We start from the raw sequence: 20528 nt of genomic DNA, 5'->3' as shown, positions 1-20528 counted from the left end.
GGCCCGCGACCGAGGAACGAGGTCGCGACGGCGGGTCGAAATCCGGTCAGCCGACCCGGCGTACGACGCTCAGTCGTCGTTGCGGTTGAGCTGCTGGCCGGTGACGACGAAGACCACCCGGTTGGCCACCGACACGGCGTGGTCGGCGATCCGCTCGTAGTAGCGGCCGAGCAGAGCGATGTCGACGGCCGCCTCGACGCCGTGCGACCAGTCGTCGCTGAGCAGCTGGGCGAAGGAGCGGCGGCGGAGCTGGTCCATGATCTCGTCGTCGCGGCCGAGCTCGATGGCGGCCTCGACGTCGCGGTCGCGGATGATCGAGTGCACCCGGCGGACCATGTCCTCGGCCACCTCGGCCATCCGCTCCAGGGTGGGGCGGATCTCGTCCGGCACGGCCACGTTGGGGACCCGGAGGCGGGCGATCTTGGCGACGTGGACCGACAGGTCGCCCATCCGCTCGAGCTCGCTGACCATCCGCAGCGCGGAGACGATCATCCGCAGGTCGCCGGCCACCGGCTGCTGGAGGGACAGCAGCGCGAAGGCGTTGTCCTCGATCCGCTCGCGGTTGGCGTCGACGGCCTCGTCGGCGCTGATGACCTGCTCGGCCACGGCGGCGTCGCCGCTCAGCAGCGCCTCGGTGGCGCGGCGTACGGCCACCTCCACCTGACCGCACATCTCGGCGAGATCGGTGAAGACGGCATCGAGCTGGTCATGGAAGGCCTCACGCATGACCCGCAGCCTAGGTGGCCCCAGGTGCCCTCCCGACCGCCTGCGGTGAACGCGTGGTGAACTCTGGGCACAGGACTGGCGCCATGGCGTCCAGGGGCGGATCGTGGCCCCGCGACGTGCGTACGATCGACACGTGGACCCGACGACCCAGGCAGCGCTGGCTGCCGTCATCGGGGCGATCGTCGCCGGCGGCGCCGTACTCGCCTGGCACATCAGCGACCGACAGCAGCGCCGCCTGCCGCACGTCGACGAGCCCCTCGTGCCGCCCGGCGTGGCCGCCGTGCTGTCCGTGCTGCGCTCCTCCGCGGTGGTCGTGGACGCCGACGACCACGTGCTCAAGGCCTCCGCGCCGGCGTACGCCTTCGGCCTGGTGCGTGGCAACGAGATCCTCGTCGAGGACCTGCGCGACCTCATCCACGTCGTACGCCGCGACGGCCAGATCCGCGAGTCCGAGATGGAGCTCGCCGGCGACCGCTCGTCCGCCCGCACCGTGATCGCGCGCGTCGCTCCCCTGGGCTCGCGCCTCGTGCTGGCGCTGGTCGAGGACCGCACCCGCGAGCGCCGGGTCGAGGCCGTGCGCCGCGACTTCGTGGCCAACGTGAGCCACGAGCTCAAGACCCCCGTCGGCGCCATCCGGCTGCTGGCCGAGGCGGTCGACGAGGCTGCCGACGACCCCGAGGCCGTGCAGCGCTTCGCCCGCCGGATGCTGCACGAGAGCGACCGGCTCTCCCGGCTGGTCCAGCAGATCATCGAGCTGTCGCGCCTCCAGGGCGACGACCCGCTGGAGATGCCGGTGCAGGTGCGGCTCGACGACGTCGTGGCCGCCGCGGTCGACGCCAGCGCCATCGACGCGGCCGCCAAGGACATCACCCTGGTGACCCGTGGCGACCACGAGCTCGAGGTCTTCGGGTCCGAGGAGCAGATCGGCGCCGCGGTGAGCAACCTGGTCGCCAACGCCGTGCACTACTCCAACGGCGGCTCCCGGGTGCTCGTCTCCACCAAGTCGATGGGCGACACCGCGCAGATCTCGGTGGTCGACCAGGGCATCGGCATCCCGGCACGGGAGATCGACCGGATCTTCGAGCGGTTCTACCGCGTCGACCCCGCCCGCCACCGCTCCACCGGCGGCACCGGCCTCGGGCTCTCCATCGTCAAGCACGTCGCGGCCACCCACGGCGGCGAGGTCAGCGTCTGGTCGGTCGAGGGCCAGGGATCGACGTTCACCCTGACCCTCCCCCTCAGCTCGCAGTCGAGCACCCGGCTCGCCGGGCCGACCGCGCCCGTCACCGTCGTCGCCCCCCGCGACACCTCCGGTCGACGCCCCACGAGCCCACCCCCCATCCGCCCCGGCGCCGCCGGAGACACCAACCAGGAGGTACGCCGATGAGCACCCCACGATGTTCTTCGTCTCCCCCGCTTCGCTCCTCCGACTCACAACACCGCGGGGACCCCGCGTGACCCGGGTACTCGTCGTCGAGGACGAAGAGAGCTACAGCGACGCGCTCGCCTACATGCTCCGCAAGGAGGGCTACGAGGTGGCGATCGCCGCGGACGGCAACAGCGCGCTCACCGAGTTCGAGCGCAACGGCGCCGACATCGTGCTCCTCGACCTGATGCTGCCCGGCCTGCCCGGCACCGAGGTCTGCCGGGCGATCCGCCAGACCTCGAGCGTGCCGGTGATCATGGTCAGCGCCAAGGACGACGAGGTCGACAAGGTCGTCGGCCTCGAGCTCGGCGCCGACGACTACGTCACCAAGCCCTACTCGCCGCGCGAGCTCGTCGCCCGGATACGCGCCGTCCTGCGCCGCGGCCACGAGCCCGACCTGGCCCCCGACACCCTCGAGGCCGGGCCGGTCCGGATGGACGTCGAGCGCCACGTCGTCACCGTCGGGGGTGCGGAGCAGCGGTTGCCGCTCAAGGAGTTCGAGCTCCTCGAGATGTTCCTGCGCAACCCCGGCCGGGTGCTCACCCGCGGGCAGCTCATCGACCGAGTCTGGGGCTCCGACTACGTCGGCGACACCAAGACCCTCGACGTCCACGTCAAGCGGCTGCGCGCCAAGCTCGAGCCCGACCCGAGCGAGCCGAAGTACCTCGTCACCGTGCGGGGGCTGGGCTACAAGCTCGACCTCTGAGCGGTTCGGCGGGATCTCGTCGTACGACGTCCGAAACCCGCTCGCGGGGACGTCATGCGCGTCCGTAGTCTTGAGTCATGACCGTCACGCAGCACGCCGAGCCCCAGGCGCCGACGCACCCGGCGTGGTTCCCCGCCGCCGCGGGAGCCATCACGCTCGTGATGTGGGCGTCGGCGTTCGTGGTCATCCGCCACGTCGCCCACGACATCAGCCCCGGCTCGCTCGGCGCCGGCCGACTGCTCGTGGCGGCGCTCGTGGTCCTGCCGCTGGTCCTCCGCCGGGGGTGGGTGCAGCCGACCCGCCGCGAGTGGATCCTGCTCACGGCCTGCGGCGTCGGGTGGTTCGGCATCTACAACCTGGCCCTCAACGAGGGCGAGCGCCGCGTCGACGCCGGCACCGCGGCCATGATCATCCAGATCGGCCCGATCATCGTGGCCTTCCTGGCCGTGTGGATCTTCGGCGAGGTCCTCCACAAGTGGCTGCTGATCGGCATGGTGATCGGCTTCGCCGGGGTCGCCGTCATCGCCCGGGGCTACTCGGGCGGCGGCGAGGGCGACGTGGTCGGCGTCCTGCTCGTGGTGGTGGCGGCCGCGATGTACGCCGTCGGCGTACTGAGCCAGAAGTCGCTCCTGCGCCGGATCCCGTCGGTGCAGGTCGTCTTCGTGTCCTTCGTGATCGGCGCCCTGGTCTGCCTGCCCTTCGCCCACGACCTGGTCGACGTCGTCACCGAGGGCGGCGCGACCCTGTGGTGGACCGTCTACCTCGGCGTCTTCCCGACGGCCGTCGCGTTCACCACGTGGGCCTTCGCGCTGACGCACACCGACGCCGGCAAGCTCTCCCTGACGACCTTCCTCGTCCCGGCCATCACGACGCTGATCGCCTGGGCGCTGCTCGACGAGGTGCCGCCGGCCCTCACCTTCCTCGGCGGGGCGCTGGCGATCGTCGGGGTGCTGCTGACCCGGCGTACGCCGCCGCGGCGCGCGCCGGCGGTCTAGGCAGGCGGTTCGGGGTCGGTCCCGGCCTCGAGCCAGCCCCGGAAGGCCTCGAGGTTGCGGGTCGACTCGCCCCGCGAGATCCGCCACTCCCACTCCTTGCGGATCGAGGTGGCGAAGCCCAGCTCGAGGATGGCGTTGAAGGACTCGTCGGCGTGCGTGAGCACCGAGCCGAGGAGCCGGTCGAGCTCGTCGTCGGTGACCGCGGAGAGCGGCAGCCGGGCGTCGAGGTAGATGTCGCCGCTGTGGTCGACGGCGAACGCCACGGCGTACATCCGCAGGTTGCGCTCGAGCAACCAGCGGTAGACGCGGGCGTGGTTCTCGTCGGGATTGCGGCACACGAAGGCGTGCACGCCGAGCGCGTGCTCGCCGACGTCGAGGCGGACGGGGGTCTGGAGCTTCTTCTCCCCCGGCAGCGTCAGCGAGAAGACGCCGGGGCGGTCCTCGACGTACTCGATCCCGTTGCCGTCGAGGTAGTCGCGGATGGTGCCGGCGATGGCGGGGTCGCTCACACCGTCATCTCATCACGCATGAGGGTGCGCGCCTCCCGGTAGGCGTGGAGGGTGCGCTCGGCCGTCCGGTCCCAGGAGAACTCGCGGGCGTGCTCCAGCGCGCCCTGCCCCAGACGGGCGGCGAGGGCCGGGTCGTCGATGAGCCGGCGCAGGGCCGCGGCCCAGTCGCGCGGCTCGTGGCCGTCGACGAGCAGGCCGCTGCGACCGTCGGCCACCACGGTCGTCAGGCCGCCCACGGCGGCCGCGACCACGGGGGTCCCGGTGGCCTGGGCCTCCGCCGCGACCAGCCCGAAGGACTCGTTGTACGACGGCACGGCGACCGCCGTCGACGCGGCGCACCAGCGGGCCAGGTCGTCCTGGGCGACGGGCGGGACGAAGCGGACCACCCCGTCGAGGCCGAGGTCGGCCGAGAGCTGGGCGAGCGACTCGGGGTGCTCGAGCCCGCTGCCGGAGGGGCCGCCGACGACGGGTACGACGAGGCGCGAGCGCAGGGACGGGTCCTGGTCGAGGAGCACCGAGACCGCCCGGAGGAGCACGTCCGGGGCCTTGAGCGGCTGGATGCGGCCGGCGAACATCAGCACCACCGCGTCGGCGGGCAGGTCGAGCGCCCGGCGGGCCTCCGCCCGGTCCATCGGGCGGAAGACGTCGAGGTCGACGCCGGGGTGGATCACCTCGACGCGCGAGGGGTCGGCGTCGTACAGGTTGATGAGCTGCTTGGCCTCGAGGTCGGTGTTGGCGACGAGGAGGTCGGCGGCCTGCACGACCTGCTCCTCGCCGATCAGGCGGGCGGCGGGCTCGGGGGTGTCGCCCTCGGCGAGCGCGTCGTTCTTGACCTTGGCCATGGTGTGCATCGAGTGCACCAGCGGCACCTGCCACCGGTCGCGGGCGAGCGCGCCGACCTGGCCGGAGAGCCAGTAGTGCGAGTGCACGACGTCGTAGTGGCCCAGCGGGTGGGCCGCCTCGGCGCGCAGCACCTCGCGCGCGAAGGTGCACAGCTGGCCGGGCAGCTCGGTCTTGGTGAGCCCCTCGAACGGGCCGGCCGCGACGTGGCGCACCAGCACGGCACCGTCGGTGCCGGGCACCTCGACCACCGGCGGCAGCGCCGAGGACGTGGCCCGTGTGAAGACGTCGACCGCGATGCCCTGCCGCGCCAGGCGGCGGGACAGCTCGATGACGTAGACGTTCATGCCGCCCGCGTCGCCCGTCCCTGGCTGGTCGAGCGGCGAGGTGTGCAGGCTGATCATGGCGACCCGGTCCACGCGACGTCCTCTCCTCAGGGCGCCCGGTCACGGATCTCGCCACACGAGAGGGGCGCCAACCGGGCACAACACCGTCAGGGTGTCAGCGATTCCCGCCCCGGCGCCTCACCCCGGCGAGGGCAGCTCCGCTCCGGCGTACGACGACCGCCGCGGCCACGCCGACGGCCAGCGACAGCAGGGTCGCCAGCAGCGGGAAGTCGACCTCGAACCACGGGTAGACCCGCCAGTGCAGGAGGTAGATCCACAGCGACGACGCGGCCACGACGCCGACGACGGGGGCGACCAGGGCGGGCAGCCGCACCTGCGGCACCCAGGTCAGCGCGAGCAGCCCGAGGGTGACGTAGACGTGCCGGTCGAGGCCGCCGACCGAGAAGAACCCGGGCACCAGGGCCAGGACGAGCCCGGAGACCACCAGCCGCTGGCGGGTGGTGCGGGCCTGTGACATGGCCCACCCGAGCGTGAGGAGCCACAGCACGCCGTGCGCGCGGTGGACGTGGTCGCCGGGCATGCCGACGAGGTCGTAGCGCGTGGGGAGCAGCACGAGGGTGAGCACCACCGGGGTGGCGAACGGGTGCCGTCGGGTGGCCCGGTCGACGGCCGGCACGGCGAGGATCGCCGCCAGCACCAGCACCGCCAGGGTGAGCGCCTCGATGAACCAGTAGCTCCACCGGGGCTCCGACCAGCTCCACTCGGTGAAGGCGGTCAGCAGCGCGGCCTGCTTCCACGTGATGTCGCGGGAGACGGCGGCCACGGCCCCGATGACCAGCACCGAGGGCACGACGACGCGGGCGAGCCCGCGCAGGATTGCCCGGGTCCGCTCGGTCCGCGAGCGGGCGCCGAGCTGGAAGCGGCCCAGGTTGAAGCCGACGATCGCCAGCAGCACGTGCGCGCCCCCGAGGAGCGTGAAGAGGTTGGCGTGCGAGCCGACGATGGTGACGATCGCCAGCGCGCGCAGAGCCACGTTCGTCTCGACCGCGACGCCCCGCCGGCGGCGGCCGGGACGTCGGTCGTCCGCCGACGCGGCCAGGGCGGCGGCGGGCATTGTGGGCCAGCCGGCGGGGAGGTGGCCGAGCAGCTCCTCGAGCCGCAGGGACACCTCGACGTAGGACAGCGAGTCGCCGCCGAGGGCCACGAAGGAGTCGTCGGGCGTGGCCTCGGGGCGGCCGAGCAGCCGGGCCAGGAGGGCGGTCACGTCGTCGGCGGTCGCCGCGCGTCGTACGCCGGGCGCGGACGCGGGCGTCCCGGTCACGGGCGCCAGGGCCGCGAGCGCCCGGTGGTCGACCTTGGCGTTGGCCAGCCGCGGCAGGTCGGGCAGCACGACGACCTCGACCCCGGTGGGGGCGAGCCCGGCGGCGTCGGCGGCCGCGCGGCGTACGGCCTCGGCATCGACGGGACGCGCGCCGTCGACCACCCCCACGACGATGCGGTCCCCCGCGTCCGCGACGGCGCCTACGGTCCCGGCGAGCGCCAGCGCGCGCTCGACGCGGTCGAGGTCGATGCGCAGGCCGCAGACCTTGGCGATCCGGCTGGTCCGGCCGACGACCTCCCAGAGCCCGTCGGGGCGGCGGCGGGCCAGGTCGCCGGTCCGCAGCGCGTCCACCGTGCGGCCGGCCGCGAGCTCGGCCGGCGACCCGGCGTAGCCCATCATCACGTTGGGGCCGTGGAAGACGAGCTCGCCGACCCCTGGCTCGAGGCCGTCCAGATCCTCGACCGGAGCGAGCTCGAAGGTCGTGCCGGGCAGCGGGCGACCGATCGACTCCGGCGCCGCGAGGGCGAGGTCGGGCGGGAGCACGCTCATCCGTGCGGTGGCCTCGGTGGCGCCGTACATCACGAAGAGGTCGAAGCCCCGGCGCTGGCCGAGCTCGGCGACCGCGCGCACCCGCTCGGGGGCCATCCGGCCGCCGGCCTGGGTGAGCGCGCGCACGGACGGCACGTCGCGGTCGGCGAAGCCGGCCCGCTCGAGCAGCTCGAAGGTGTGCGGGACGCCCGGGATCGTGGTGACGCCGTGCTCGCGGACCAGGTCCCAGAAGCACTCGTCGACGACGGACAGCTCGGTGAGCAGCAGCCCGGCACCGCGCAGCAGGTGGCTGTGCAGCACCGAGAGGCCGTAGCAGTAGTGCAGCGGCAGGGTGGTCGCCGCGAGGTCGGTGTCGCGGATGCCGAGGGTCTCGGCGATGGCCGCGGCGTTGGCCAGCACGCCGTCGCGGGCCAGGCGGACCAGCTTGGGCGAGCCGGTCGAGCCGCTGGTCGAGAGCAGCAGCGCGAGGTCGGGGTGGAGCGCGTGCCGGGACTCCTCCGACCGCCAGTCGCGGCCCCGCGGGCCGGCGACGACGTCGGGTGCGTAGGCCTGCTCCAGTCCCGGGGCGGCGGCCGGCGAGGAGACCAGGACGACCTGCTCGGCGGCCAGGGCGGCGACGTACTCGACGACGGAGTCCACGTCGTTGCCCGGCGTCAGGAGCACGAGCCGGCGACCCCCGGCGTACGTCGCAGCAACCTCCTCGACCCGGCGGGCGAGGTCGGCGTACGAGACCGTGCCGTCGGCGGTGACCAGGGCCCGTCGCTCGCCGAAGGAGGCGAGGTGGGCGATGAGGGGCGCCGGGGTCGGGCGCACCTGGGGGGCGGTGGTCACCTGCCAGACGATAGAAGGTAAGGCTTACCTTTGCCAGTCGGTGTGGCTCAGGCCTCGCGGGTGCCCTGGTGGAAGCGTTGCTGCCAGCCCTGGGGGGTCCGCACCCAGATCGAGCTGCGCAGCACGCTGCCGTCGTCGGTGATGCTGCGCCACAGGAGCAGGATCGAGTCCGGCGAGAGCCGCTCGGTCGACACCACGTCGAGGGTGGTCTCGGTGCCGAGCGGGCCGATCTCGGCCAGGATCTCCTCCCGGGTCCACAGCCGGCCCGACTGGCCGATCTCCTGCCACTCCGGGTGCAGCAGAGCGGCGACGGTGGCGCGGTCGGAGCGCACGACATCGGTCAGCAGCGAGCGCTCGAGGGCGATCACCTGCTCCTCGTCGGAGAGCGCGGGCTCGTGGCCCGCCTCGTCGAGGTCGCTGAAGAGGTCGGGCTCCTCCTCGACCACGGTCGGTCCCGACTGCGGGACGGTGCTCACCGCGGCGCCGGCGAAGCCGGGACCCGGGTCGGCCACGCGGCCCGCCTGGTACGCCGACGCAGCGGCGTTGGCGCGCTTGTCGGCCGCCTCGTTGAGGACGTGACCCGAGTGGCCCTTGACCCACTCGAACTTCACCCGGCCCCGACGACCCTCCATCGCCTCGTCGAGCGCCTTCATCAGCTCGACGTTCTTCACGGGCTGGCCGCCGCCGGTCTTCCAGCCCTTGCGCTTCCAGCCGGCCATCCACTTGGTGACGGCGTTGATCACGTAGGTGCTGTCGCAGTAGACGTGCAGCTCGTCGTCGACGTGCGCGGTCTGCTGGAGCAGGTCGAGGACCGCCATCAGCTCGCCCATGTTGTTGGTGCCGCGGGCCCAGCCGCCGGACGCCCAGCAGTCGTCGTCGACGTACCACGCCCATCCCGCTGGTCCGGGGTTGCCGAGGGCCGAGCCGTCTGCTGCCGCGATGATCACGGCGCACATCCTGCATCATGGCGCCATGACCGAGACCCACCACTCGACCGACCAGCGCACCCGGACCGCCGTCGTGACCGGCGCCTCGAGCGGCATCGGCGCCGCCACGGCGCGCGCCCTGGCCGCCGCCGGCTTCCACGTCCTGTGCGCCGCCCGCCGCACCGACCGCATCGAGGCCCTCGCCGAGGAGATCGGCGGGCGTGCCGTCGCCTGCGACGTCACCGACGACTCCTCGGTCGCCGCCCTCGCGTCGGCCGTCGCGGAGGTGGGCGACGGCGCCCTGCACGTCCTGGTCAACAACGCCGGCGGCGCCTTCGGCTCCGACACGGTCGACGAGGCCGACGTCGAGGACTGGCGCGCGATGTACGACGTCAACGTGCTCGGCCTGCTGCGCGTCACCCAGGCGCTGCTCCCGGCCCTGCGGGCCAGCGGCGACGGGCTGATCCTCAACGTCGGCTCCACCGCCGGCCGGGTCTCCTACGAGAAGGGCGGCGGCTACACCGCGGCCAAGCACGCCACCAAGGCAGTGACCCAGACGCTGCGCCTCGAGCTCAACGGCGAGCCGATCCGGGTCAGCGAGGTCGCGCCCGGCATGGTCCACACCGAGGAGTTCGCCCTGGTCCGCTTCGGCGGCGACCAGGCAGCGGCCGACGCGGTGTACGACGGCGTCCCCGACCCGCTCTCGGCCGACGACGTCGCCGACGCCATCGCCTGGGTGGTCACCCGGCCGGCCCACGTCAACATCGACGAGCTGGTCATCAGGCCGCTTGCGCAGGCCGCTCAGCACAAGGTCCACCGGATCCGCTGACGCGGGGGGTCCACACGGTCCGCTGACGCGGGGGTCCACACGGTCCGCCGACGCGGGGGTCCACCGGGTCCACGGACCGGACCGGGGGTCCCTGCGTCGTGCCAGACTGCACCCGTGCAGACCATCGGACTCATCGGCGGCATGAGCTGGGAATCCAGCCTGGTGTACTACCGCGACCTCAACGTCGGGGTGCAGGAACGGCTCGGCGGGCTCTCCTCGCCCAAGCTCGTCCTCAGCACCGTCGACTTCGCGGAGCTGACCCACCTCGAGGACGACGAGAAGTGGGACCAGATCGGCACCCTCCTCGCCGACGCCGCTGTCGGCGTCGAGCGCGCCGGCGCCGACTTCCTGATGCTGTGCACGACGACCTTCCACAAGGTCGCCGACCAGGTCGCCGAGGCCGTCGACATCCCGCTGCTGCACCTCGCCGACGTCGTCTCCGACGCGTGCACCGCGGCGGGCATGGACAAGGTCGCCTTCATCGGGACCACCGTCGCCATGAACGACCCGTTCTTCATCAGCCGGATCGCCGACGGCGGCCCCGAGGTGATCGTCCCGGACGCCCGGCACCACGAGTGGCTCAACGACGCGATCTACGGCGAGCTGGTGCACGGTCGCATCGTCGACCGGACCCGCAGGCGCGTGGTCTCCCTGATCGACGAGCTGTGGGACGCGGGTGCCGGCGGGGTGCTGCTCGGCTGCACCGAGCTCGAGCTGCTCATCCGACAGGCCGACACCGAGCTGCCCGTCTTCCCCTGCACCACGCTGCACGTGCAGGCCGCGCTAGATCGCGCCCTGGCCTGAGCGCCGGCGTCGGCGTCGGCTGACACGCGCACCTGCGCACGTGCGCAGCTCTGAGATGGGGCCAACACCCCTTCCCTGCGCACCTGCGCAGATCTGAGGCGGTGACGACTCCCCTCACCTGCGCACTCGCGCAGCTCTCAGGCGTGGCCCACACGCCTTCCCTGCGCACCTGCGCAGCTCTCAGGCGCGGCCCACACCCCTTCCCTGCGCACCCGCGCAGGGAAGACTCCGGGCGGCCTCGGCATAGCTGCGCACCCGTACAGGGAAGCGCCCGTGGTCTCTCTCCATAGCTGCGCACCCGCGCAACTGAGTCTCACGCCGCCTCCCATACCTACGCACCCGCGTAGGGAAGCCGCGATCCGGCCGCGCCACAGTTGCGCACGTGCGCAGGGAAGGCCCCACGGTGCCCCTCCATGGCTGCGCACCTGCGCAACCACCTGAGCAACACCCACCTACGGCTCAGCGGCTCGCCTCGCCCCCACCCTCGAGGACCAGGCGCGCGAGCTCGGCCAGGTCGGAGGGCAGGGGCTCGCAGACCTCGGCCGTGCGGTCGCCGATCTCGAAGCGGTAGAGGTACATGTCGGGCATCGGCTTGCGCGGGGCGACCCCCGCCAGGTCGACGCGATCGGCGAGGTCCGCGACGGCGGCCGCGCGCGGGTCGTCACCGGCGAGGGCGAGGTCGACCTCGCCCTCGGAGGTCCGGCCGGCGAAACCGCCGCTACGACGCACTCGCACCACTCGCGCGCCCGACGCGGGCGCCTCGCCCGGCGCCCGCCCCGGCGATCCCGCGGGCGTCACCCCCACCTGCTCCCACGCCCCCCGCACGGCCTCGGCCCGGTCGCCGTCCCCGGCGGCCGCGACCGTGGCGGCGGCGAACGCCGCGAAGTCGGCGCGGGGTGAGACGTCGCCGGAGGTGAGCGCGTCGTACCAGACCTGGCCGGCGCCCTCGAGGCTCGTGCCGCCGAGTGCCACGGCGGCGAGGTGGAAGGCGCGGTTGGGGATGCCGGAGTTGATGTGCACGCCGCCGTTGTCGTCGGTGGTCTCCACGAAGCGGTCCATGTGGTCGGGCTGGGGGTCGCGGCCGAGGCGCGGGTCGTCGTACGCCGTGCCGGGGGCGGCCATGTCGCGCAGCCCGCGGGCCTGCACGGCCGGCAGGAACAGCTCCTCGCCGATCAGCCAGCTGCCCGACGCGGCGTCCTGGCCGAGGAGTCGCTGCTTGAGGCAGATGGCGAAGACGTCGGACACCGACTCGTTGAGCGCGCCGGACTGGCCGCGGTAGACCAGCCCGGCGGTGGACTCGGTGACCGCGTGGGCGAACTCGTGGGCCAGCACGTCCACCGGCTTGGTGAACCGCTCGAAGATCTCCCCGTCACCGTCGCCGAAGACCAGCTGGGTGCCGTCCCAGAACGCGTTGTCGTAGTCGCGGCCGTAGTGGACGGTGATGCTCACCATCGCGCCCGCGTCGTCGTACGACGTGCGCCCGAGGCCCTCGGCGAACATCTCAAGCGTCGCGGTGATCCCCGCCGACGCCTCGTCGACGGCGACGTCGCCGGACTCGGGGGTGCCGGGGGTGCGCACCGGCCGCCCGGGCAGCACCTCGCGGTTGCCGGCGGTGTGGACCGTCCAGGCCGGCTGGTCCGCCGAGGCCGCAGGAACGGCGGAAGCACGGGCCGAGGCCGCCTGCTCCCGGCGGGCCCGGAAGGCCGCGTCGGCCGCGAGGGCGTCGCCGGACCCGATCCGCTCGAGCACGTAGGGCGGCACGAAGGTGCAGGACGAGGCAGTGAAGGTGCAGGACGGGGCGGTGGGCCGGGTGGTTCGGGTCTCCCGAGAAGAAGTCATGGGTCAGGCCTACCCCACCGGACCGACAGCGGGAAGGGCCAAGCACAAGGGCCGGCAGAAGGGCTGCACGTCACACGCCGCCGAATCGGGCCCACGGCCCGGCGCCACTAGACTCGACGACGGCCCGGCTCCGGGTCACGGGCGCTGTGGACACCGCGCCCCGACATACCCCAGCGAAAGCGACGTCGTACTGCCATGCCCCAGAAGCGCTCCGACCTCCGCAACGTGGCGATCGTCGCCCACGTCGACCACGGCAAGACCACGCTCGTGGACGCCATGCTCCGCCAGGCCGGCGCCTTCACGGCCCACCAGGCCGAGAGCGTCGCCGAGCGGGTCATGGACTCCGGCGACCTCGAGCGCGAGAAGGGCATCACCATCCTCGCGAAGAACACCGCCGTGCACTACGCCGGTCCGGCGGGCGGCGGCGAGCCGATGGTCATCAACATCATCGACACCCCCGGCCACGCCGACTTCGGTGGCGAGGTCGAGCGCGGCCTGTCCATGGTCGACGGCATCGTGCTCCTCGTGGACGCCTCCGAGGGCCCGCTCCCCCAGACCCGCTTCGTGCTCCGCAAGGCGCTCAACGCCGACATGCCGGTGATCCTGGTCGTCAACAAGACCGACCGCAGCGACGCCCGCATCGCCGAGGTCGTCGAGGAGACCTACGAGCTCTTCATGGACCTGCTCGACGAGAGCCACAGCCAGGACGCGCTGGACTTCCCCGTCGTCTACGCGTCGGGTCGCGCCGGCATCGCCAGCCTCACCGCCCCCGAGGACGGCACGATGCCCGAGGGCAGCGACCTCGAGCCGCTCTTCAAGACGATCCTCGAGACCATCCCGGCGCCCGTCTACACCGAGGGCGCGCCGCTGCAGGCGCACGTCACCAACCTCGACGCCTCGCCGTTCCTCGGCCGGCTCGCGCTGGTCCGCGTCCACGAGGGCACCCTCAACAAGGGCCAGACCGTGGCGTGGATGCGTCGCGACGGCTCGGTCAAGAACGTCAAGATCACCGAGCTCCTCGTCACCGAGGGCCTCGAGCGCCAGCCCGGCCAGAGCGCGGGCCCCGGTGACATCGTCGCCGTCGCCGGCATCCCCGAGATCACCATCGGCGAGACCCTCGCCGACGCGGAGAACCCCGTCGCGCTGCCGCTCATCCACGTCGACGAGCCGGCCATCTCGATGACCATCGGCACCAACACCTCGCCGCTGGTCGGTCGCTACAAGGGCGGCAAGGTCACGGCCCGCCTGGTCAAGGACCGCCTCGACCAGGAGCTCGTCGGCAACGTGTCGCTGCGCATCCTCCCCACCGAGCGCCCCGACGCGTGGGAGGTGCAGGGCCGCGGCGAGCTGGCGCTGGCCATCCTCGTCGAGCAGATGCGCCGCGAGGGCTTCGAGCTCACCGTCGGCAAGCCGCAGGTGGTCACCAAGGTGGTCGACGGCAAGGTGCACGAGCCGTTCGAGCGCCTCACGATCGACGCCCCGGAGGAGTACCTCGGCACGATCACCGAGCTGCTCGCCTCCCGCAAGGGCCGCATGGAGTCGATGACCAACCACGGCACCGGCTGGGTCCGGATGGAGTTCCTGGTGCCGGCGCGCGGCCTCATCGGCTTCCGCACCGAGTTCCTCACCGACACCCGCGGCACCGGCATCGCGCACGGCATCTCCGAGGGCTACGAGCCCTGGGCCGGTGAGATCCGCTCGCGCACCAACGGCTCGCTGGTGGCCGACCGCAAGGGTGCGGCCACGGCGTACGCCATGACCAACCTGCAGGAGCGCGGGATCATGTTCGTCGAGCCGACGACCGAGGTCTACGAGGGCATGATCATCGGCGAGAACTCCCGCGCCGACGACATGGACGTCAACATCACCAAGGAGAAGCAGCAGACCAACATCCGGTCCGCCACCTCCGACAACTTCGAGAAGCTGATCCCGCCGAAGAAGCTGTCCCTCGAGCAGTGCCTGGAGTTCTGCCGCGACGACGAGTGCGTCGAGGTCACGCCCGACTCGGTCCGCATCCGCAAGGTCGTGCTCGACGCCAACGCCCGCGCCAAGACCGCCTCGCACGCCCGCAAGGCCTCCAAGTAGGACCGCTGGCCCGGTGACCGACCTCTCCGACTCCTCCCGCCCCGCCGCGGGCTCCGGCGACCTCGCCGGACGCCTGGCCGCGTGGCTGGAGGAGCTCGGCCTGGCCGACCAGCTCGCCGCGGCCGGCCTGCCGACGTACGAGCGCGACGACGACGGCACCGTGCGCTGGACGGACCCCGCCACCGGTGACCCGCTCACGGACGAGCGGCTCGCAGAGCTCGATGCGCTCCTGCGCTCGGAGGGCGAGGACCCCACGCACGCGGTGCCGATCGCCCTGGTGCGGCTGCGCCGCGAGGGCAGGGTGCGGGCCGCGCTGCTCGACGGCGGCTGGGTGGACTACGCCGAGGTCGGCCGCCTGCGCGGGATCTCCGAGAACGCCGCCCGCTTCGCCCTGCACAAGGCGGCCGAGCGGCGTGCCGTGCTGCTGGTCCAGGACGAGGGCCGCACGCTCGTGCCCGCCTTCCAGCTCGACGAGCAGGGGCAGGTCCGGGCCGAGCTGGTGGCGGTCCTCGAGCCGCTGCTCGCGTCGGGCACCGACCCGTGGCGGACCTGGGCCTGGCTCGCCAACCCGGCCGCGCTGCTCGGCGGCGCGATCCCCCACGAGGCCGCGCGCGACCCCGAGGAGCTGCCGCTCGTGCAGCACGCGGCGGTCCGGCTGGCCGAGCGGGCACGCCCCGCGTCCCGCTGACGTACGACGCGCGCGCCGGCGGCGCTGTCAGTCCCGGTCGCCCGGGTGGATCCGCCGGATGTTCGTCCACCCCGTGTAGCCACGCTCCTCGAGGAGTGCGAGCAGTCGCGCCGCGCACGGCACGGACGTGAGGAAGACCGAGTCGAGCAGGACCGCGAGGTCGTCCGGCAACGCCTCCTCGCCCCATGCCTCGTCCGGAGCCTGGTCGAACTGCGCGGCCAGGCGGTCGGCGACCCCGTCCAGCCGGGGGTCGTCGGCGGGCCACCGGATGACCTCGGCGAGGTCGCGGTAGAGCTCCCGCACGGACGGGTCGTCGAGCTGCTGGTCCTTCATCTCCATGTAGAACGGCATCCGGTCCGGCAGCTGGGCGACCACCAGGATCCAGGCGTCGCGCTCGGCCTCGACCATCACCTCCGGCACGCCGACCCCGCGGAGCCGGTCCAGGTAGGCGACCGCCTCGGGCGGCAGCGCCAGGCTGTCGCCGGCCGCCAGCCGGGCGATCCGCGCCCGGTGCTCCTGCCGCTCGCGGATCTCCGCGCGCAGCCGCCGGTCGATCTCCTCGACCGCGGTGGCGAACTCGTCCTCGTCGGCCCCCAGCAGCTCGCGGACCCGTGACAGCGGCACGCCGGCGTCGGCCAGGACGCGGATCCGGACGAGGTCGACGACGGCCGCGGCGTCGTACCGCCGGTAGCCGGAGTGGTCGCGCTCGGGCTCCGGCAGCAGGCCGGTGGCGTGGTAGTGCCGGACCGCCCGCACCGTCACCCCGGCGTACGACGCGAGCTGGCCGATCGTCAGCATGGCCACAGTCTGGCGTCGCTCACGCGATCCGGCGACGGTAGGTGCGCATCGCGAGCGCCTGCGCGACGACGAGCAGGCCCACGCACCAGGCCACCGCGATCCACCCCTCGGTGCCGACCGGCTGCTCGGCGAAGAGGTTGCGGATGGTGTTGACGATCGGCGTGACCGGCTGGTGCTCGGCGAACCACTCCACCGGGGCAGGCATGCCCTCGGTCGGCACGAAGGCGGAGCTGATGAACGGCAGGAAGATCAACGGGTAGGAGAAGCCGCTCACGCCGTCGACCGTCTTGGCGGTGAGCCCGGGAATCACCGCCAGCCACGTGAGGGCCAGGGTGAAGAGGACGAGGATCCCCAGGACGGCCAACCACGACAGCAGGCCGGCGCCGGTGCGGAAGCCCATCGCCACCGCGACGAGCACCACGAGGACGAGCGAGACCAGGTTGGCCACGACGGAGGTCAGCACGTGGCCCCACAGCACGGCCGAGCGGGCCACCGGCATCGACTGGAACCGCTCGAAGATGCCGCTGGAGACGTCGGTGAAGAGCCGGAAGGCGGTGTACGCGATGCCGGACGCGATCGTGATGAGCAGGATCCCGGGCAGCAGGTAGTCGACGTACGCGCCGTCGACCTCGATCGCACCGCCGAAGACGTAGACGAAGAGCAGCAGCATGGCGATCGGCGTGACGGCCGTGGTGATGATGGTGTCCGGGCTGCGCAGGATGTGCCGCAGGGACCGCTCGAGCAGCACGGTGGTGTCGTGCACGACGTGGGTGGTCATCGCTGGGCTCCTTCGTCCGGGGCGCTGCCGCCCACGATGGCGAGGAAGATGTCCTCGAGGCTGGGCTGCTTCTCGACGTACTCGACGGTTGCCGGCGGGAACAGCTGCCGGAGCTCGGCGAGGGTCCCCTCGGCGATGATCCGGCCCCCGTGCAGGACGGCGATCCGGTCCGCGAGGTGCTCGGCCTCCTCGAGGTGCTGCGTGGTGAGCAGCACCGTCGTCCCGCCGTCGGCGAGCTCACGCACGGTCCGCCAGACCTCGTTGCGCGACTGCGGGTCCAGCCCCGTCGTCGGCTCGTCGAGGAAGAGCACGGGCGGGTCGCCGATCAGGCTCATCGCGATGTCGAGGCGCCGCCGCATGCCTCCGGAGTACGTCGCCGCGCGCCGGTCGCCCGCGTTCTCCAGGTCGAAGCGGGCGAGCAGCCCGTCCGCGATCCCGCGCGGGTCCGGGAGGCGTCGGAGACGGGCGACGAGCACGAGGTTCTCGCGCCCGGTGAGGATCTCGTCGACGGCGGCGAACTGCCCGGTGAGGCTGATCGACCCGCGGACGTCCGCGGCCCGGCTCGCGACGTCGTACCCGTGGACGGTGGCGGTGCCCCCGTCGGCGTGCAGCAGCGTGGACAGGATCCGCACGATGGTGGTCTTGCCGGCCCCGTTGGAGCCGAGCAGGGCGAGGACGGTGCCCGGCGGGACGCTCAAGTCGACGCCCCTGAGGACGGTGGTGTCGCCGAAGGACCGGGTCAGACCGGTGATCTCGATGGCTGGGGTGGTGGACATGGGACCAGCCTCCAGCCCTGACGCTGCGTCAGGGTCAAGCCCGAAACCCGGGCCTGTGGAGGGGTCAGTGCTCGCGGCCCACCCGGGCCAGCTGGAAGCGCTCGTTGGAGTGCACCGCCACCCCCATGAAGGCGACGCCGACGACGAGGGCGTCGGCGGCCGCCAGCTGCGGGACGAGGTCGGTCAGCGGCAACATCGCGACGTGCAGGAGGAACAGGACCGGCACCCAGCGCGGGACGGTGCGCGCCCGGAGCATCCCGACGGCGAGGAGCACCTCCCCGAGGTAGAAGCTGCCGACGAAGACGAGCGTGAAGCCACGCAGCCCCGGGTCCTGGCCGAGCAGGACCATCTCCGACTCGTCGATGATCCCGTGGGCGGCCAGCGCCTGGAAGAACACCAGCAGCGCGCCGTACGCCGCCATGGCCAGCGTCGCGACGCCGAGCACCGTGGTGCCCGCGTAGCCGAACCGGCGACCGCGCCGGGGCAGCGTGTAGACGAACGTCGGCAGCCCGAGGCCCATCCCGACGGCGCAGAAGAAGAAGGCCGCCGCCGCCATGATCCAGCGGCCCCCCTCGACCTGCGCGCTCTGGAGGAGGGCCATGTCGTCGGAGCTCATCGGGAGGCTCAGCGTGCCGAGGACCAGGGCGACCGCACCGCTCGCCAGGGCCGCCGCCGAGTACGGCAGCCAGTGGTCGTCCATGGTGCGCAACGTAGAGGTGACCAGACGAGCCGCGAGGCGGGTGATGGGCAAATGGCTCGGACGGACTACGCCGCCTAGGGTGATCGGCAGCGTGACCACCGTCACCGGTACAGCCCACTCGTTCCAATCCTCAGCCACATCCCCGGGAGGACCACCGCATGACCGCCAGCCGCGTGCTGCCCACCGAGGAGGCGCGAGACCTCCTCGCCCTCACCCGCGAGATCGCGACCCGCGAGCTGGCCCCGCGCTCCGCGGAGGCCGAGGCGACCGAGACCTTCCCGCGCGACGTCTTCACGATGCTGGGCCGGGCCGGCCTGCTGGGACTCCCCTACCCCGAGGAGCACGGCGGCGGCGGGCAGCCCTACGAGGTCTACCTCCAGGTGCTCGAGGAGATCGCCGCGGTGTGGTCGTCGGTGGGTGTCGGCGTCTCGGTGCACGCACTGTCCTGCTTCGGTCTGTACTCGTTCGGCACCGACGAGCAGAAGGCCGAGTGGCTGCCCGACATGCTCGGCGGCGACCTGCTCGGCGCCTACTGCCTGTCCGAGGCGCACGCGGGCTCCGACCCGGCAGCGATGCGTACGACGGCCCGGCGCGACGGCGACGACTACGTCATCAACGGCGCCAAGGCGTGGACCACCCACGGCGGCCACGCCGACTTCTACAAGGTGATGGCCCGCACCTCCGACGACCGCAACGGCATCTCCTGCTTCCTCGTCCCGGCCTCGACCCCCGGGCTGGTCGCCGACCCGCCCGAGCGCAAGATGGGGCTCACCGGCTCGGCCACCGCCACCATGCGCTTCGACGACGTCCGCGTCCCGGCCTCGCGCCGGCTCGGCGAGGAGGGCGAGGGCCTGCGCATCGCCCTCGCCGGTCTCGACTCCGGCCGCCTCGGCATCGCCGCGGTGGCCGTCGGCCTCGCCCAGGGCGCCCTCGACGCCGCGGTCGCCTACGCCCGCGAGCGGGAGACCTTCGGCAAGCCGATCATCGAGCACCAGGGCCTCGCCTTCGTGCTGGCCGACATGGAGGCCGCGATCGTCTCGGCCCGCGCCACGGTGCTCCACGCCGCGCGACTCCGCGACGCCGGGCAGCCGTTCTCCCGCGAGGCCTCGATCGCCAAGATGGTCGCCACCGACAACGCCATGAAGGTCACCACCGACGCGGTCCAGGTGCTCGGCGGCTACGGCTACACCCGCGACTTCCCGGTCGAGCGCTACATGCGCGAGGCCAAGGTCATGCAGATCTTCGAGGGCACCAACCAGATCCAGCGGATGGTCATCTCGCGCTCGCTCGCCAGGGACAACGCCGGCACGATCCGCTGACGCTTGTTCGGTGGTTGAGGTGCGAGCGCAGCGAGCCTCGAAACCCCGCCCTCGGTGGTTGAGGTGCGAGCGCAGCGAGCCTCGAAACCCCGGGACAGGTCGTACGACGCTCAGCGGACGTAGCGGTCGACGGGCTCGCCCCGGCGCCCACCGGACAGCCACCAGGCGGCGAGCACGCCGCCGATCGCGCCGAAGAGGTGTCCCTGCCAGGAGATCCCGGGCTGGCCGGGGAGCACGCCCCACAGCGCCCCGCCGTACGCCATCAGGACCGCGATCCCGACCAGGATCTGGCCCGGCCGCCGGGTGACGAAGCCGCGGACGATCAGGTAGGTCAGCCACCCGAAGACCAGGCCCGACGCCCCGAGGTGGACGGTCCCGACACCACCGAAGAGCCACGTCCCGACCCCGGCGACGACCCAGACCAGCGTCGTGACCGCCGCCCACCGGGCGACACCGGAGAGCAGGATCAGGAAGCCGAGGACCAGCAGCGGCACGCTGTTGGCGATGAGGTGCCCGAAGCCGGCGTGCAGCAGCGGCGCGAACGCGATCCCGCTCAGCCCGTCGCTGTAGCCCGGCCGAATCCCCTCCGCGTCGAGCCGGTTGCCCAGCAGGGTGTCGACGATCTCCGCGACCCACAGCACCGCCACGAACCCGAAGCTCCACACCCCGGCCTGGCCCCAGGACGGGGACGTGCGGGTGAGGGCGGGCGTGGTCATGCCATCGAGAGTACGAGGCT

Annotated in this window: 19 protein-coding genes; 8 read left to right on the top strand and 11 right to left on the bottom strand. The window is 72.8% G+C overall.

The window, feature by feature from the left end; genetic code table 11:
* Positions 1-69: 69 nt before the first annotated feature.
* Positions 70-726 carry a phosphate signaling complex protein PhoU gene (gene phoU / locus DAE25_RS12930; protein WP_107766596.1) on the bottom strand — a complete coding sequence of 219 codons (657 nt, stop codon included), beginning with the start codon at positions 724-726 and terminating at the stop codon, positions 70-72.
* 133 nt (positions 727-859) lie between these two features.
* Here phoU and DAE25_RS12925 point away from each other — a divergent pair, with 133 nt between their 5' ends.
* The 3 genes from DAE25_RS12925 (at position 860) to DAE25_RS12915 (ending at position 3853) form a co-directional block, all read left to right on the top strand.
* Positions 860-2113: a sensor histidine kinase gene (locus tag DAE25_RS12925; protein WP_107766595.1), complete on the top strand. Its 1254-nt coding sequence runs from the start codon at positions 860-862 to the stop codon at positions 2111-2113.
* A gap of 67 nt (positions 2114-2180) precedes the next feature.
* On the top strand, positions 2181-2858 hold the full coding sequence (locus DAE25_RS12920; RefSeq protein WP_107766594.1) for a response regulator transcription factor: 678 nt from the start codon (positions 2181-2183) through the stop codon (positions 2856-2858).
* Between the two features lie 77 nt (positions 2859-2935).
* A complete protein-coding gene (locus tag DAE25_RS12915; RefSeq protein ID WP_107766593.1) occupies positions 2936-3853 on the top strand; it encodes a DMT family transporter in 918 nt (305 codons plus the stop codon).
* On the opposite strand, the gene DAE25_RS12910 is transcribed toward DAE25_RS12915, so the two are convergent.
* From DAE25_RS12910 to DAE25_RS12895, 4 genes are all read right to left on the bottom strand, one after another.
* On the bottom strand, positions 3850-4335 hold the full coding sequence (locus tag DAE25_RS12910) for a type III secretion system chaperone family protein (protein ID WP_407669382.1): 486 nt from the start codon (positions 4333-4335) through the stop codon (positions 3850-3852). The genes DAE25_RS12915 and DAE25_RS12910 overlap by 4 nt on opposite strands.
* Positions 4336-4358: 23 nt before the next feature.
* On the bottom strand, positions 4359-5621 hold the full coding sequence (gene mshA / locus DAE25_RS12905; RefSeq protein WP_407669381.1) for a D-inositol-3-phosphate glycosyltransferase: 1263 nt from the start codon (positions 5619-5621) through the stop codon (positions 4359-4361).
* An 82-nt stretch (positions 5622-5703) separates the two neighbouring features.
* Entirely contained in the window at positions 5704-8250 is a 2547-nt protein-coding gene (locus DAE25_RS12900; RefSeq protein ID WP_107766592.1) for an AMP-binding protein, read from the bottom strand.
* A 47-nt stretch (positions 8251-8297) separates the two neighbouring features.
* Complete coding sequence (locus DAE25_RS12895; protein ID WP_107766591.1) at positions 8298-9206, bottom strand: RNase H family protein; 909 nt, start codon at positions 9204-9206, stop codon at positions 8298-8300.
* Positions 9207-9222: 16 nt separating this feature from the next.
* Between DAE25_RS12895 and DAE25_RS12890 the strand changes: the two genes are divergently transcribed.
* Complete coding sequence (locus tag DAE25_RS12890) at positions 9223-10005, top strand: SDR family NAD(P)-dependent oxidoreductase (RefSeq protein WP_107766590.1); 783 nt, start codon at positions 9223-9225, stop codon at positions 10003-10005.
* Between the two features lie 114 nt (positions 10006-10119).
* Positions 10120-10809, top strand: coding sequence for an aspartate/glutamate racemase family protein (locus DAE25_RS12885; RefSeq protein WP_056887007.1), 690 nt, complete (start codon positions 10120-10122; stop codon positions 10807-10809).
* Positions 10810-11268: 459 nt separating this feature from the next.
* On the opposite strand, the gene DAE25_RS12880 is transcribed toward DAE25_RS12885, so the two are convergent.
* Complete coding sequence (locus tag DAE25_RS12880) at positions 11269-12648, bottom strand: M4 family metallopeptidase (protein ID WP_107766589.1); 1380 nt, start codon at positions 12646-12648, stop codon at positions 11269-11271.
* Between the two features lie 195 nt (positions 12649-12843).
* Between DAE25_RS12880 and typA the strand changes: the two genes are divergently transcribed.
* Both typA and DAE25_RS12870 read left to right on the top strand, forming a co-directional pair.
* Positions 12844-14733, top strand: a complete 1890-nt coding sequence (typA, locus tag DAE25_RS12875) for a translational GTPase TypA (RefSeq protein WP_107766588.1) — start codon at positions 12844-12846, stop codon at positions 14731-14733.
* A gap of 13 nt (positions 14734-14746) precedes the next feature.
* Positions 14747-15421, top strand: coding sequence for a hypothetical protein (locus DAE25_RS12870; protein ID WP_107766587.1), 675 nt, complete (start codon positions 14747-14749; stop codon positions 15419-15421).
* A gap of 27 nt (positions 15422-15448) precedes the next feature.
* Here DAE25_RS12870 and DAE25_RS12865 read toward each other — a convergent pair whose 3' ends face one another.
* The 4 genes from DAE25_RS12865 to DAE25_RS12850 form a co-directional block, all read right to left on the bottom strand.
* Complete coding sequence (locus tag DAE25_RS12865; protein WP_107766586.1) at positions 15449-16219, bottom strand: MerR family transcriptional regulator; 771 nt, start codon at positions 16217-16219, stop codon at positions 15449-15451.
* 19 nt (positions 16220-16238) lie between these two features.
* Complete coding sequence (locus tag DAE25_RS12860; protein WP_107766585.1) at positions 16239-16997, bottom strand: ABC transporter permease; 759 nt, start codon at positions 16995-16997, stop codon at positions 16239-16241.
* Entirely contained in the window at positions 16994-17773 is a 780-nt protein-coding gene (locus DAE25_RS12855) for an ABC transporter ATP-binding protein (protein WP_107766584.1), read from the bottom strand. The genes DAE25_RS12860 and DAE25_RS12855 overlap by 4 nt, the downstream gene beginning before the upstream one ends.
* Positions 17774-17837: 64 nt before the next feature.
* The gene (locus DAE25_RS12850; protein ID WP_107766583.1) at positions 17838-18473 is read right to left on the bottom strand and encodes a hypothetical protein; all 636 of its coding nucleotides are present in this window, start codon (positions 18471-18473) and stop codon (positions 17838-17840) included.
* Positions 18474-18631: 158 nt separating this feature from the next.
* Between DAE25_RS12850 and DAE25_RS12845 the strand changes: the two genes are divergently transcribed.
* Positions 18632-19792: an acyl-CoA dehydrogenase family protein gene (locus DAE25_RS12845; RefSeq protein ID WP_107766582.1), complete on the top strand. Its 1161-nt coding sequence runs from the start codon at positions 18632-18634 to the stop codon at positions 19790-19792.
* A gap of 110 nt (positions 19793-19902) precedes the next feature.
* Here the strand turns inward: DAE25_RS12845 and DAE25_RS12840 are convergent, their stop codons facing one another.
* The gene (locus tag DAE25_RS12840) at positions 19903-20508 is read right to left on the bottom strand and encodes a rhomboid family intramembrane serine protease (RefSeq protein WP_107766581.1); all 606 of its coding nucleotides are present in this window, start codon (positions 20506-20508) and stop codon (positions 19903-19905) included.
* Positions 20509-20528: the final 20 nt, after the last annotated feature.

Origin of the sequence: Nocardioides terrigena (genome assembly GCF_003047265.1) — a bacterium.
Taxonomy (GTDB): Bacteria; Actinomycetota; Actinomycetes; order Propionibacteriales; family Nocardioidaceae; genus Nocardioides; species Nocardioides terrigena.
Note: the sequence above shows the minus strand (reverse complement) of the source record. Positions and strands in the feature narration are given on the sequence as shown.